15 protein-coding genes are annotated in these 13,682 nt (G+C 40.1%); 5 read left to right on the top strand and 10 right to left on the bottom strand.

The features are described from left to right. Window positions 1–66: 66 nt before the first annotated feature. From Ga0466249_RS21920 to Ga0466249_RS21900, 5 genes are all read right to left on the bottom strand, one after another. Window positions 67–2,238, bottom strand: coding sequence for a transcriptional regulator (locus tag Ga0466249_RS21920; RefSeq protein ID WP_215831630.1), 2,172 nt, complete (start codon window positions 2,236–2,238; stop codon window positions 67–69). A 343-nt stretch (window positions 2,239–2,581) separates the two neighbouring features. After that, complete coding sequence (locus tag Ga0466249_RS21915) at window positions 2,582–3,292, bottom strand: cyclase family protein (protein ID WP_215831629.1); 711 nt, start codon at window positions 3,290–3,292, stop codon at window positions 2,582–2,584. A gap of 35 nt (window positions 3,293–3,327) precedes the next feature. Continuing rightward, window positions 3,328–4,605, bottom strand: coding sequence for an MFS transporter (locus tag Ga0466249_RS21910; RefSeq protein ID WP_215831628.1), 1,278 nt, complete (start codon window positions 4,603–4,605; stop codon window positions 3,328–3,330). Between the two features lie 29 nt (window positions 4,606–4,634). After that, window positions 4,635–5,651 carry a zinc-binding alcohol dehydrogenase family protein gene (locus tag Ga0466249_RS21905; protein ID WP_215831627.1) on the bottom strand — a complete coding sequence of 339 codons (1,017 nt, stop codon included), beginning with the start codon at window positions 5,649–5,651 and terminating at the stop codon, window positions 4,635–4,637. Window positions 5,652–5,886: 235 nt separating this feature from the next. Beyond that, a complete protein-coding gene (locus tag Ga0466249_RS21900; RefSeq protein WP_215831626.1) occupies window positions 5,887–6,135 on the bottom strand; it encodes a helix-turn-helix domain-containing protein in 249 nt (82 codons plus the stop codon). A gap of 137 nt (window positions 6,136–6,272) precedes the next feature. On the opposite strand from Ga0466249_RS21900, the gene Ga0466249_RS21895 reads away from it, so the two are divergent. After that, the gene (locus Ga0466249_RS21895) at window positions 6,273–6,584 is read left to right on the top strand and encodes a helix-turn-helix domain-containing protein (RefSeq protein WP_246588962.1); all 312 of its coding nucleotides are present in this window, start codon (window positions 6,273–6,275) and stop codon (window positions 6,582–6,584) included. Between the two features lie 87 nt (window positions 6,585–6,671). Here the strand turns inward: Ga0466249_RS21895 and Ga0466249_RS21890 are convergent, their stop codons facing one another. Further along, window positions 6,672–6,827, bottom strand: coding sequence for an alcohol dehydrogenase catalytic domain-containing protein (locus Ga0466249_RS21890; protein ID WP_215831625.1), 156 nt, complete (start codon window positions 6,825–6,827; stop codon window positions 6,672–6,674). A gap of 435 nt (window positions 6,828–7,262) precedes the next feature. Between Ga0466249_RS21890 and Ga0466249_RS21885 the strand changes: the two genes are divergently transcribed. From Ga0466249_RS21885 to Ga0466249_RS21870, 4 genes are all read left to right on the top strand, one after another. Continuing rightward, window positions 7,263–7,484 carry a helix-turn-helix domain-containing protein gene (locus tag Ga0466249_RS21885; protein WP_215831624.1) on the top strand — a complete coding sequence of 74 codons (222 nt, stop codon included), beginning with the start codon at window positions 7,263–7,265 and terminating at the stop codon, window positions 7,482–7,484. A 203-nt stretch (window positions 7,485–7,687) separates the two neighbouring features. Then, window positions 7,688–7,996 carry a helix-turn-helix domain-containing protein gene (locus tag Ga0466249_RS21880; protein ID WP_215831623.1) on the top strand — a complete coding sequence of 103 codons (309 nt, stop codon included), beginning with the start codon at window positions 7,688–7,690 and terminating at the stop codon, window positions 7,994–7,996. A 438-nt stretch (window positions 7,997–8,434) separates the two neighbouring features. Then, window positions 8,435–8,665, top strand: a complete 231-nt coding sequence (locus tag Ga0466249_RS21875) for a helix-turn-helix domain-containing protein (protein WP_215831622.1) — start codon at window positions 8,435–8,437, stop codon at window positions 8,663–8,665. A gap of 888 nt (window positions 8,666–9,553) precedes the next feature. After that, on the top strand, window positions 9,554–10,504 hold the full coding sequence (locus Ga0466249_RS21870) for a Bug family tripartite tricarboxylate transporter substrate binding protein (protein WP_215831621.1): 951 nt from the start codon (window positions 9,554–9,556) through the stop codon (window positions 10,502–10,504). 354 nt (window positions 10,505–10,858) lie between these two features. Here Ga0466249_RS21870 and Ga0466249_RS21865 read toward each other — a convergent pair whose 3' ends face one another. The 4 genes from Ga0466249_RS21865 to Ga0466249_RS21850 form a co-directional block, all read right to left on the bottom strand. Further along, window positions 10,859–11,005: a hypothetical protein gene (locus tag Ga0466249_RS21865; protein WP_215831620.1), complete on the bottom strand. Its 147-nt coding sequence runs from the start codon at window positions 11,003–11,005 to the stop codon at window positions 10,859–10,861. 150 nt (window positions 11,006–11,155) lie between these two features. After that, window positions 11,156–12,298, bottom strand: coding sequence for a LamG-like jellyroll fold domain-containing protein (locus Ga0466249_RS21860; protein ID WP_215831619.1), 1,143 nt, complete (start codon window positions 12,296–12,298; stop codon window positions 11,156–11,158). Between the two features lie 97 nt (window positions 12,299–12,395). Beyond that, window positions 12,396–12,860: a sigma-70 family RNA polymerase sigma factor gene (locus tag Ga0466249_RS21855; RefSeq protein ID WP_215831618.1), complete on the bottom strand. Its 465-nt coding sequence runs from the start codon at window positions 12,858–12,860 to the stop codon at window positions 12,396–12,398. Between the two features lie 19 nt (window positions 12,861–12,879). Further along, window positions 12,880–13,512 (bottom strand): hypothetical protein, encoded by a 633-nt coding sequence (locus Ga0466249_RS21850; RefSeq protein ID WP_215831617.1) that lies wholly within the window; start codon window positions 13,510–13,512, stop codon window positions 12,880–12,882. Window positions 13,513–13,682: the final 170 nt, after the last annotated feature.

The raw sequence follows: 13,682 nt of genomic DNA, 5'->3' as shown, positions 1-13,682 counted from the left end.
TTATCTGAGCTTTAGACCGATACGAGTTACCATTCGACTAAAGAAAGATAGTAAAAGTTCGAACCTTCAGGCTCTAGCTGCCGTATTTTTGGTAATAGCGACTTCCAGATTCTTCACATTACCATTAAAAGTAAGATCAATTTGGCAGAGCCCATTTTTATCATCAATTGTATAGTTAATATCGTCGCCCGCTTGGATAATCGAGTTCACATAGCTTTTTGAAGACAGCCACATACTCTTTTGACTGCTGGGATTTTTGCTAAAGAACCATACAATATTATCCTGTTTAAAGTCATTACTGCTAAAGCGCAGAATTCTCTCAATATAGGTGCTCACGGTGGTTTTGTATGCAGGCTCAAATTCATCCCCATTGCTGGCCAAACTTCTGGCCTTATACACCGTGATTTTTTTTATATCCTTACCACCGACCTGAGCATTCTCTGATGAAAAGATAAAACCAAAATTTCGCCTGTTAATCATGCTTTTGATATTATTGGTGAAACCTGATATTTCTTTGGCTAGGGTGGTAGGTACCTTCAAAGCGTTATCGCCAGCCTCAACGTCAAAGCGTACACCAGGATAAGCTTTGTCAGCATTTTTTACGGTTTCCCGCAAAAATTCCGGACATTGCCAAGCGGCCATGAGGCCGGCGGCAACATAGGAACTGCTGATATATACTCCCTCAAGCCACAACTTCATCAAATCCTCTTTTTCTGTGGAAAGTTCAGCGGCCCCCACTTGATTGACCGTCATTTTATTATCCAGAATAACTCCCGATTTATCTTTGGGAATAATCGTGAAGTTCGGTATGCAGGGAATGGCATACTCACTATAATCCTTGCGGACCAGGTCCCCGCATTTATCAATAAATTTGTCAATTCCGGCGGTAGCAATATGACTAAAAGTCGTTTCCTCCCGGCATTCAAAGCTGAAGAAAATTTGGACTTTATAGTCTTTTATGGCATTTAAGAGAATGACTAACGACTCCATGGTATTGGTTTCGTGGCGATTACTATGCTGATTGCCTTTGAAACGCTCCCGGCTTAATTTCACTTTGCCACCAAATTCCATACTTACATCAGGCACAATGCCAAACCAGACAGTATTGGTAAAGTCATTCTTGGCATTTACCGTGTTAAAGTAAGTATTTAGCCGCGGCAAGTTATTGCTTTTTACCAGCATATCCAACTTCGTATTCGTCACAAGCAGCGACGGCTGCATTTCCTTGTTTTTTACTGCATATTGATCAAAATACATCTTCACGCCGATTATTTTTTCCACTAAGGGCTTGACCGTTTTGACAAAGTCATCTTTGGCATTTTTATAAAATTCCAGATAAGTGTTATAGTTCTGGACCTCGGTGGCTACATCAACTTCACTTTGCATGGTTGACGGCAAGGGACAAAAAGTCCGGACAACCAAACTTTTTACATAACCTGACGGGGTCTGGTTGACTTCCTCATAGTCCTCTTCAAAGGCAGTTATCAATCCGGTGTTAGCCTTATCGTCCAGCGTCATCAGTGCCGTAGTCTCATTTTTCGGCGCTTCAATAATTTTCAGTTCACCATTGTCCCCCATACTAAGTACGCCAATCTGCAATACCTCGTTAGCACTTTGTTGCTCGCCACTGCCTAACAACAGCCGGGTTTTTATATCTTCAATAGCCAAAGGCAGCATGGCCATAATATTGTTGTAGTTTTGGCTGGCTTCTTCAAACATATAGTTTAATTTATCGCCAACATCCAGTTTTTTAGGATCTTCTTCATCCAACTTGTCGTATTGATTATACAGATAATTTATCTCTTTACGGGATTGACGAATATCCTCCATCACCTTTTTGGGTGATATCATATCAAGCAGATTTTCAAACTTAAAATCAACATTCGCTGTCCCCTGAGAACTTTTAGCGTCAATCAGCGTAATGAGCATTTTTACAAAATCATTTTGCTTATTAATTGGAATTTCAGTAATGCAATTTTCCGGAAGATTTTCAGGCTTTTTTAGCGTGTATAATACTTTTTGATTTGCTGCATTGTAAAAAGAGTAAATAACCGGCGAAAACTTATCCAGAAACTCATCAAAACTCTTTACCTCCAGAGCTTCGTTAATTTCTTTGATTTTCTCATCACTCAAGCCTTCCAGCCCTTTAACGTCGCCTACTAATGTGAGGATATCTAATTTTTCCGGGTTAATTTCCTCAAATAAAATAGTACGATTTGTCTGTTCAATGATTTCCATTTTGACAGTCCTTTCTCATAAGCGTTTTACCCTGCTGCCGAACTATCTTTCATTAGCAACCTGGCAGTCATAAAAAATAGCCCGTCCCCACAAGCCCCGGGCCTTCTCCACTATTTTCCATGGTATTATTTGCATCTATATACAAACGGTACCATGGAAATATGACAAAATTGTGACTGGTTATTAAAAAAGTGCCAATCTGCTGAAAGAAGGGACCATCGTCTCATAACAAACTAACGTATTCAGACAAAAAATAAAGCTGACACCATTTGAAAAAACGGCATCAGCTTATGTAATTCAAATAACCCTAAACAGTTCCTAAGCGGGCGATCCTGACTTATCTCTATTTATAAGCGATAGCCCGGATTGGCGAACCCGATCCATCCTTAATTTTTAACGGGAAAACTTGAAGCAGCGAAAAGTCTGGCAACAGGCTAAGATTGTTTAAATTCTCAATAATAAGTATGCCTGAGCCGAGCAATATATTGTGCGCCGGAAAATCCGTACTTGTAAACACATCCAGTGCCATAGCGTCTGTACCTACGGCCTTGACCTTTTTTTCAACCAGATACTGCGCAGCATCTTTAGCAAGTCCGGGCCAATTATTCATAAATTTAGCGTAGTCCGGTTTCTTGGCCCAGTACCGGTCCCAACCGAAATGAAGCAGAACAATATCTCCCGCGCCTATCTTGCCATGCCCCTGTTCCCATTGCTCAAAATTCTCGCGCGTCAACAAGCCATTCTCACCTTTATCCACTGCTTCGACCTTCACTGCCCGTCCATAAAAACTTGTCAGCGGCACTCGATCAATGCCCAAATGACGGGGCCCCGCCGCAATAAAGTGAGCAGGCGCATCGATATGCGTGCCGCAATGTTCCCCCAGCACCAGTTGATAGTGACAGGAAGCATCACCCAGAGCATAAGACTCAACTACATCATGATAAAACCGGGGATGAGTCGGCCAAGTCGGCATACCCGATTCCAGCGTAAAGGTTAAATCCACCATTTCCATACTATCAAGAAAAGCCTTTAATTCGTCAATCCTGGTTAACATTATTTTTTCATCTCCTCAATCTGATTACCCATCCATTACTTCGTGGGAACAACCGTTTCTTTGATCAAAACCATCGGAATAAATGCGACGACAAGAACAGCCGCAAGTATCAGGTAATGCACCGTAAAGCCATAAGTTTGGATGATCCAGCCTGCAACCGGAGCTACCAGAAAACCGGACAGCCCCATGGCAATCCCGATCATCAGTCCCATACTAGACGCCGCCGCTTTCGGCATCGAGTCAATCAACAGAGCATAAACCACCGGATACGGCGAATTGCGAAACAAGCCCCAGCCGATCAGGATAACCCACCCCGTCATTTCCGAGTCGATAAAAATACAGGCCAGCGTCGCAACAATCCATCCCGCCGTGATAATCTTGAGCGATACTTTCCGGCCCGTATAATCAGACAATGAACTCCAAAAAATTTGTCCGATCCAGCCGGTCAGTCCCGACGCACCGGAAATGACCGAGGCAGCGGCAAGTCCGATGCCGGTCTTCGTCAAATGCAAGGTTAGAAACGTTCCAATCCCTTGCTCAGCCCATAAAAACAAGAAAATCATCGCAATCGACAACAAGCAGTTGCGATTTTTAAAACAAGTTCCGACATACCGGAAGGCGTCGCTGAACGACGATTTGGTAGCCGGTTTGCCTTCCTCCACCGGCACCGTCAGATGATGTTCTCTGATCCAGCCATAGACCTTGTCCTGATTTTTCTTATTGCCCAAAACGACTTGGGCAATCATGATCGGAACACCGATTAGCGGAACAAAAATAAATGCTTCATGCCAGGTCCCAACACTCAGTATCGCTCCGATAATCAGCGGCCCCACAAATTGCCCCAGTGGAAAGCCGGTGTGATGAACCCCGATGGCAAAACCCCGGTTTTCCTTTTGCCACCATTCCCCTACAATCGCCACATTGACCGGCTCTGAACCGCCGGTTCCCATGCCCATAAATGCCAGGCAGGCCCGCATCGATCCGATAGTCCGGGTATAGGCGGTAATGATGCCGCCGATCACGGCGACACCAATCGCATAGACCCACGACCAGCTTCGTTTATAGCCGGTGCCGACGCAATCGGAAAGAATCCCGAAAAACACCGAACCGACAAAAGCGCCGATAAACATAAACGAGTTCAGCCATCCGGCTTGGACTGCATCGAAATGATATTCCTGCATAATGGCCGGTATGACAGTCGGCAGGATTTGCCGGGAAACCGATGTCAATAAAATGGCCAAGGTCGTAATCAAAAGCATGCACCAAGAAATCGGATGGGCCTTTGGTAAACTGAATTTTCGCACTTTTTCCATGCTAGTACCTCTCTCCCCGTGTTTTTTTATCACAATACCGCTACAACTTTCATGAATTTATCCGGATGGGACGCAATACTCTCCACTGCATCGGGAATTCCCTCTAACGTAACCACACGACTGATAAGCGGTTCCAGTTGCACCTGTTTACTTTGTATTAACTGCGTGGCTTCCGCAAATTCCCCTACACTGTTGCGCGATCCGGCAACAGTCAGTTCTTTTTTTGTGATCACTGCCGTAGCCAGCGGCGTTTCCCCCTTCGGCCACCCTACCAGGACAATCCGCCCCGCATAAGATACATAATCGAATATGCTGTAAATGGCTGATTTCGCACCCGAAGCCTCAATCACCGCTTCAGCCATTCGGCCGTGGGTAATTTCCTGTACCTGTTCGATTACATTTCCTTCGCCGGGCTGAAGAGTATAGGGCATGCCGATGGCCCTGGCCAGTTTTAACCGTTCCTTTTCAATATCCATGACAATGGGAATCGCTCCATAGACCTGGGCCACTTGAGCGGCCAACAAGCCAATCGTCCCCGCCCCGATAATCAAAACATGTTCCCTGGTTTTGACCTTGGCCTGATGATTGGCATGCAAGGCAATCGTAAGCGGCTCGATCATGGCTACCTGTTTCCATTCCATTTCGTCTGGCACGCGATGAACCCACTCCACAGGATGGGAAAAATACTCTGCCATCCCGCCATCGATATGAACACCCAATACTTTTAACTGCTCACAACAATTAGTTCGTCCCATACTGCAGGAATAACACTCTCGGCAAGGAAGATAAGGCTCGACAACAACTTTGTTCCCAACAGCAATCCCTGACGCGCTCTCGCCAACCTCCAGCACTTCGCCACCAATTTCGTGACCAAGAATCCTTGGATAGCTTACCAACGGATTACTTCCCCTAAAAGCACCAATATCCGAACCGCAAATTCCTAAAGCCCTCACTTTGATAAGAACCTCATTCGCATTCCGTCTTTCTGCCATGGGCACACTTCTCATACCGATTTTAAGAGGTGAATTCAAACTCACCGCTTTCATTTTCTATCAACTCCTTTTGTAATTCAGTTCAAAATCATATTCCAAAATTCATAAACATTTACGTCTTGTGTCGGATACGTTATAATAAAATTACAATATTATGAAATTCCATGATGAAGTAAACCTTTGCTTGGCGGCTGGAATACTTCGTACCCGACGTATTGCGCTTCTCTTTTCACCTCGCTTTATGTTATTTAAAGTAGAAAGCCTCCTTTTTCTTAATAATCAGTTAATTTTAGGCTGCTAATTTTAGAGTGTTTTTTTTACTGTTGCCTAATAACTCAACTTCTTTTAAGCTAACGCCGATTTCTAGTCCCAATGATTTTGCCAACTTTTCCAGCGTTTCCAATGTTGGCTTTACTTTGTAATTTTCAATATTGCTAATATGTTTTTGACTAACACCACTTGCAATAGCGAGTTCATCCATTGTAACTTTTTTTCGAATACGTTCAGCTTTGATTTGCTCGATAATTTTTTCCATCATTTTATCACCCCCAGGTTTTATTACCTTTCAAATATATCACCGATGAGTTATATTGTCAATTGTTTTTATATCCTCAAGGTGATATTTCAAGTAATCTTTTTTATGACACAAGATTTATTTATGGAGGATATAGCATTATGATTAATATAGGCAGAAGAATTCGCGAAATAAGAAAGTGCAAAGGAGTAACAGCTAGTCGGTTGGCAGAACAAATTGGCGTTGCTCAAAGCTTCATCTCGGGAATAGAGAATGGTCAGAAAAAGTGTTCTTTAGAGACCCTTGATGCAATAACAACCTCGTTAGAAATTTCTTTAGTGGATTTTTTCGCTGTTGAAACCGCAGCTCTTGATCCCTCATTAAAACGCCTTTTGCTTGCTGCTGAAAAACTTACCGAAGAGGAACGCGATCAACTAACTACATTCATCCTGACTCTAAAAAATGATGAGTAACTTACCTGTAGGTAGCATACATAAGCCATAATGATGTACAAAAAGGGCTGCCGCCGGCGATAATTGATTACTAATGCGACAGATAGCTTACCAACGGTTACTTCCCCTAAAAGCACCAATATCTGAACCGCAAATTCCTAAAGCCCTCACTTTGATAAGAACCTCATTCGCATTCCGTATTTCTGCCATGGGTACACTTTTCATACCGATTTTAAGAGGTGATTTCAAGCTCACCGCTTTCATTTTCTATCAGCTCCTTTTGTAGTTCAGCAAAATCAGTGTCCAAATTGCATAAACATTTACGTCTTATGCCGGATACGCTATAATAAAATTACAATACGAACGCTTGTATACAAAAATAATCAAAATATTGGACAGAGTAGCCTTTCGTTGAGTGGCGATAAATGCCGTTTGTCTACGTTCACCTCGCTTTCAATTTTTGTGGATAAGCGTTTAAGAGATCAACTCCTTTCGATTTGGTTTCTCAAGAAACCAGGCAGTTTTTTTAAAAGAATAAAAAGGAATATGTTGATTGTATTTGCAGGTCTTGGTAGTTACTTTTTATCTCTAACACCTTTCTTGTAGTTTCAATTAGTGCAATTAAATTGCACTGGCAGATTCATTAGTGTTCAGTTAAATCGCACTGTCGATATACTTATTTAGAGTTGGTGTGATTTTATGTCCTCTTTCGGTGAGCGATTAAGATCCTTAAGAAAACTACATAACTTAAAAGCAGAAGAATTAGCTGAAATAGTAGGCGTCAAGCGTCGAATCATATTTATGTACGAAAAAAATGATTCTAATCCTAGTTATGACGTTCTCATCGCTTTGGCCGACTATTTTAAAGTATCCCTTGATTACCTAGTTGGTAGATCGGATAAACCAGAAAAAAGCAACTAGCATCTTATTAATGTTTAAATATGGATACCTAAACTTTTAAGTATCTGTTTATTATCATTTTTATTCTATTTTAGAATAAAAAGTTATTTAAGTCAAGCCTTTTTATTCTAAAATAGAATAAAAAGTTAATATATTGGCTTACTTGAGCCTAACCTGTACTATAAAATCATAAAGAAACTTTATTTTAGAATAGGGTGATTACGATGGATATTGGTGCTCGTATAAGAGAACTACGTAAACTTAAAAACTTAACAACCAAAGAGTTAGCTGATATGACTAATATTTCTCAACCTGTTATTAGTAGATTAGAAACTAATAACAGAGCCGCCGACATTGATTTAATAAAAAGTATCTGCTCTGCATTAGAAATTTCTTTAGCAGATTTTTTCGCAGTTGAAACTACAGCTCTTGATCCGTCATTAAAACGCCTTTTGCTCGCTGCTGAAAAACTTACTGAAGAAGAGCGCGACCAACTAACTACATTCATCCTGACTCTAAAAAATGATAAGTAATAATCAGCTCACTGAATTTGAATGATCATTCAATTGGCATAAAGATTTACGCCTTTAAACAGATACGTTATAATGAACTTACAATATTATGAAATTATTAAACTACTGATATGTATAAATACAATTAAGGTACTGTGAACTCTAATATTCATCGTGCCAATGAACAATGTTTTCTAGCATACAGCCAAATCACAAAAACGTTCAGTGGTCATGGACGAGATCACGAAAATTTCTTTGTCCATTCTTAGTTCAATTAGATTATTTAATAATTCAAAACCTATAGATACACCAACCACTTTGCTAACGGCCACATAAGTAAATCTTCGCCTGAATTTTCATCCTATCCCCTCTTTTGATTCTCTTTTCATTTCGGTTAGTACTACTAATCGATATCTTTATTATACGGTTAGTAATACTAATCGTCAAGGAGTTTTTATTATGTTTAATAGAGAAATTTTCGCTACACGATTAAAGGCTCTCAGAGAAACTAACGGGCTTTCAACTCAAAAACTAGCAACCGCTTTAGGATTAAAAAGCAAAGGTGGAATTACCCAATTCGAGAAGGCTATGACTTCACCCTCTGCCGATACTCTTGTAGCTATGTCCAATTATTTCAATGTATCGTTGGACTACTTGGCTGGCTTATCCGACAAACCAGAAAGAAAATGATTACGTAAAAGTCGCAAGGACACTCTATGACTTTTTTATCAAGGATTGATATGTTTCTATGCCTACACCTACTTTTGATCAGATAAAACGGAAAAATAACTAACATCTCTTCAAAACTTTAATAAAAAATAGTAGCGTATATATATAAAATCAATATTAAAGTAACAAAAAACCTACTACAAAATAAATGCAGTAGGTTTTTATCGTATTTGTCTTTGATTCCTATAATAGCCGGTGAAAAATATGAAAACGATTTTGAACCAGTGACCTCTTGAATGTGAATAAAGATTTTTAGTTCTGACTAAAAAGAACGAACCTGAAACACATTGATTTTACTGGGTTTGTCTTCTTACTAAAAATAGCCAAAATGCCTAAACGGATTAGAAGGATTAGAAAACGGATTAGAAGAAAAGCCAATTATATACCCTATATAAGAAGGTGCAAAAATAATGAGGAAATATACTGAAATAGTTCAGTTCAAGAATGGAAGAACGGGTACAGTCCACGTAACAATTGAAAATGATCCCAGCCAAGAAGCTTTGGATAATTTTTATCGACAATATTTTTCTAAGTTATTAAGAAAGCTAGAAATCCGAGAAAAATACGGATATTAAAAATTAGTCTTTCAATATCATCATATTAAACGCCAACAAAAAGCACCTCCAGCAAAATAGTTGGAGGCTTCTTTTGTGTAGCCAGGAATGTTGTGTAAATTTGTCTCCATAACCATAAATACACAACATTGTACATCAATTTACATTTAATTGCAGGATTTTCCTATTAAATGTAGTATTTTGGAAGTTAGGAGGTGTTTATGTGCGACAAAAACCGTTATTTTTGTTAATAGCCTTTTTGCTTATTTCAATAATGATTGGAGGTTGTACAAACATGCAAAGCGAGACGGTTATTACACCTAAGATTGAAAAATATCCGAATAAGCCAATTACTTTAATTGTACCTTACAGTGCAGGCGGAGGTACAGACTTAGTAGCTAGAACACTGGAAAAACAATCGATCAAATATTTAGGGCAGCCCATTACCGTCGTCAATAAACCAGGCGGATCAGGCACCCTTGGTTGGAACGAATTGGCCGGAGCAGCCCCTGATGGGTATACACTTGGCATGATCTCATCAGATATGCTATTACCGTCATTGTATGATACAACAAAATACGATTATGTCACTGCGCTTGATCCTCTTGCACAGATTAGTTCAACTCCAGTTGTAATTGCCGTTCGTTCAGATCAACCCTGGCAAAATATATCTGATTTAATTAGTTATGCTAAAGAAAACCCCGGAAAAGTAAAATTCGGTAATGCCGGTGTTGGTTCTCTGCCCCACATAGTAGGCGAAATGTTTGCCTATTATTCTGGAATTAAAATTGAACAAGTTCCTTTTCGCGGCGCTAGTGAATCAACCGCTGCTTTACTAGGCGGACATATTCAAGTAGCTGTTGCATCGCAAACCACATTTAATGAATACCTCAAAGATGGATCAATAAGAATTCTAGCAACAACAGCCAAGCAGCGCCTCAGTGATCCATTATGGAAACAGATACCTACTTTCAAAGAACAAGGGCTTAATATTTTATTCAGTAACCAATTTGGTATAGCGGCTCCTAAAGAAATGCCAGTTGAAGTAAAAAATAAACTAGTTGAGGAACTGAAAGCAATGATTGCAGACCCGGAATTTCAAAAAGACTTAGTAAATATGGGACTACAAGTAAAATATTTATCCCCTGATAAGACACAGAAAAATTGGCTATCTGATAGTCAAGAATTAAATCAAGCCGTTCAAGAAACTGGTATTATAGACTTAATCCAATCTCAAAAACAATAAATGAACTAACAAAAACCGCCCTCACCAGATATCACACGTCAATGAAATGAGCCTCACTCAAACAGTGAGGCTTTAACTATCGTCGTGTAATCCAGCAGTCAGGGCTCCACCCCATCAATGGTGAGATAGTGAGTTTTTTATATCTATTTTATAAACTCGCTCTTAGTAAAAAAAATATATAAATATATAAAAATAGAGTTACAAAAAATGATCTTAAAATCTCACCCCTTTGCTGGAAATAAAAAAAGCCCCCAACCGGAATAAACCGATTGAGGGCTTACGTCATTATAAATATCCCCTATCCCGGCATGGTCCGAGATAGGGGGAAAATACCCGAAAGGCAAGACAGCTAAGCTATTGGTTCATCCTCTCTAGCATCTTTGTAGTAATCCATTTGTAAAATACTTCTCCACACCTACCGCAAAGAAATTTGTTCCATCCGATGACCACTGTACCACCGGTAGAATGAGCATTGCCACCGCACTCGTGTTTAATCACCATAATAAACCTCCATCACTGCTTCTTTGTTATATTCAATGATTAATCAAAGATTCCCTGTATGTTATGTAAATTAAAAAAATCCCACCCCTAGCATCTGCTAAGAGCGGGATTCAACATTACAATGGCACCGTCAACCTTGCACCAACAGTTTTACTTCGTAAGCGGCATAACCTCGAAGCTAATGATTTTATCGAAAGCTAAGTATTCCTTACTCCCCTGAATACCAATGTTTTTGTTTAACGCATAGCTTCCCGTGTCCGTACTCGCATGATGATTGTACCAGTTAACAAAGCCATCAATTTCTGTAGCGGACAATTGAAATTCTCGATCACTTGAATCAATCATAGTAACTTGCAACAATACATTTCCATCCGAAGAAGGAGGCGTCACTTGTTTTCCTGGCGTTGCAGATACCTCATTTGAGTTACCGCTTTCATCATCCGCTGTAATGGCCGTTACAACATAATAATAGGTAGTACCGTTAACTAGAGTGTCATCTACATAGCTATTAGTTGATACATTCGCACCTATGGTAATATATGGGCCACCAGCAGTTGTAGCACGTTTTACATTGTAGCCAGTTGCACCGGTGACTGCTGTCCACGAGAGCGTCACTTGAGAATCTCCTGCTGTAGCAGTTAGGTTAGTTGGTGCATTTAATGGTATTTCAGGTGAATAAGGTTCCGTAGAAGGAGTAAAGTTAGAAGTCCAACGGGCAATGCCTTTTGAGATACGCACCTCATCTATATATCCACCTGTGTAATATATGCCACCAATGCCATTGATTGAACTGTATTCTCCTACAGCGATAATAGTGTTTCCCGACTTACCCACATGTTTTGTAGCTACGGTTTTATCAAGTACCCCATCTACATATAGTGACAGTGTTGCCCCGTATCTAACAATAGCCACATGGTGCCACACATTAGGGGTAAGAGCAATCGTTCCTGACATATTCTCATTGCCAAACCACCTGACACAGTAATTATCCATACGTATTGTAAATTCATTTACTACAGCACCATCATATTTAGATACTATTGTACCTGTAGCCTTGTTGGTATTTATCCAAGCATCTATAGTAAAGTCGCCTGTTCCAAAATTGAAATCATCAGTAGCAGGTGTATATATACATTGGGTAGTACCATTTAAAGCCAAAGAGGATCCTCCAAATTTACTTTGCGTTGTACTCGTAGTAGCGTTGCTAACAGCCGTCCATACTTTTCCACTTTCGTCTGTAATGCCACCATCAAAATGTAGTAACGACACTGTATATTTGTTATCTACTGCCATTATATTACCTCCAAATATTTTTTTGATAACCAACATAGCCACGGACCTCTTATTTAAATTGTGTGTATCCTGTATATCGGTTTTCACATATATACATTCATGCCAGCATCTTTTTTAAACTACTTAAACCGCTTTTTCTCAAATTAAATACAGCCTGCGGTATAACCCCCAATTCGCGGGCATATTCCGTCAGGCTGTATCCTAAAACTATTGTTTTTACTATCGCTTGCCGCTGTTTAATTGACAACTCGCTCAACACCTTACAAAGCCTTTCCCGTAATAACTTTAGTTCTACCACTTCGGCTACATCAATATGATCTGGTTGTGGCTCAAAACAACTTTCAATGTTCTCCCTATTAACATATTGCCGTTTCTTTTTAAGCATATTCCATACGGCATATTTTACACGACTTTCAACGTATCCCGGCAACCGCACCCCTTTGCTTGAGTCATATGTTGCAAATGCTTCAACAACTGCCAGCCATGCTTCGGCTTTTTCATCGTCTGATTTATTCCAAGTGTATTTCTTTACCAGTGGTGCAGAGTCCAGAATTTCCAACATATCCCTCCCATAACGTTAATTATTTAAATTTAATCGCTTCCCAGCGGAGGCGATATTCCATTTCGTTATCCTTATAATTTCTACCAACATCTACACCAACACGATCATGCCGGACTCCGATACCAATATCCTTATTGCCTGCGTAAACATCAATCCCACCAGATGCAGTATTATCTATAATCGTTGGCTGCACATCCATTTTAAAGCTGATCGTGCTATTCTGGTCTAATGTCACCTGACCCTTTTCGAACTTCTGAGATTCACCTTGCAGCAAATCAAAAGTATATGGTTTGTTATTAACCATCACATTCACTTTTGCCGGATCAGCGGTCAGTCTCACATCGGTTGGATCAACTTTTTCAACAGTCCGCCCAGTTGTAGGGTCCGTATAGACTAAGAATGGCTTATCCACATACTGAAGTTGAGTTGTCGTTGTGTCTGTGCCTTGCACATGAATAATAGTCGGCTGCTGGACAATAGTATTTGTCTGCGCTGTTTTGGATCGTATCTCATCTTTGAAATTTTCGTAATCCTGTTTAACAGCTAGAAACCCACGATAAATAAAATAAAACAAAATCACAAGCAAGATAATTTTAACGATAGCTTGCCAGTGGGATTTTAAGAAGGTAAAAAAGGATTTGATATACTCCATTACGCCACCCCCAGGGCACGCGCAACAGCAGCACCTACCTGCCAAACAATAAAGGCCCCACCAACTAAAGCCACCTGCCACGAAACGCCATGTTTGGCACGGAAGTTTTCAGCGAAGGTGATTTCTTCTTCTTTTACTTTTTCAATTGAGGCTTGAATATCTTGTTCTAC

Source organism: Pelorhabdus rhamnosifermentans (assembly GCF_018835585.1).
Classification (GTDB): domain Bacteria; phylum Bacillota; class Negativicutes; order UMGS1260; family UMGS1260; genus Pelorhabdus; species Pelorhabdus rhamnosifermentans.
The sequence above is the reverse complement of the archived record's forward strand: the minus strand, read 5'-3'. Positions and strand labels throughout refer to the sequence as shown.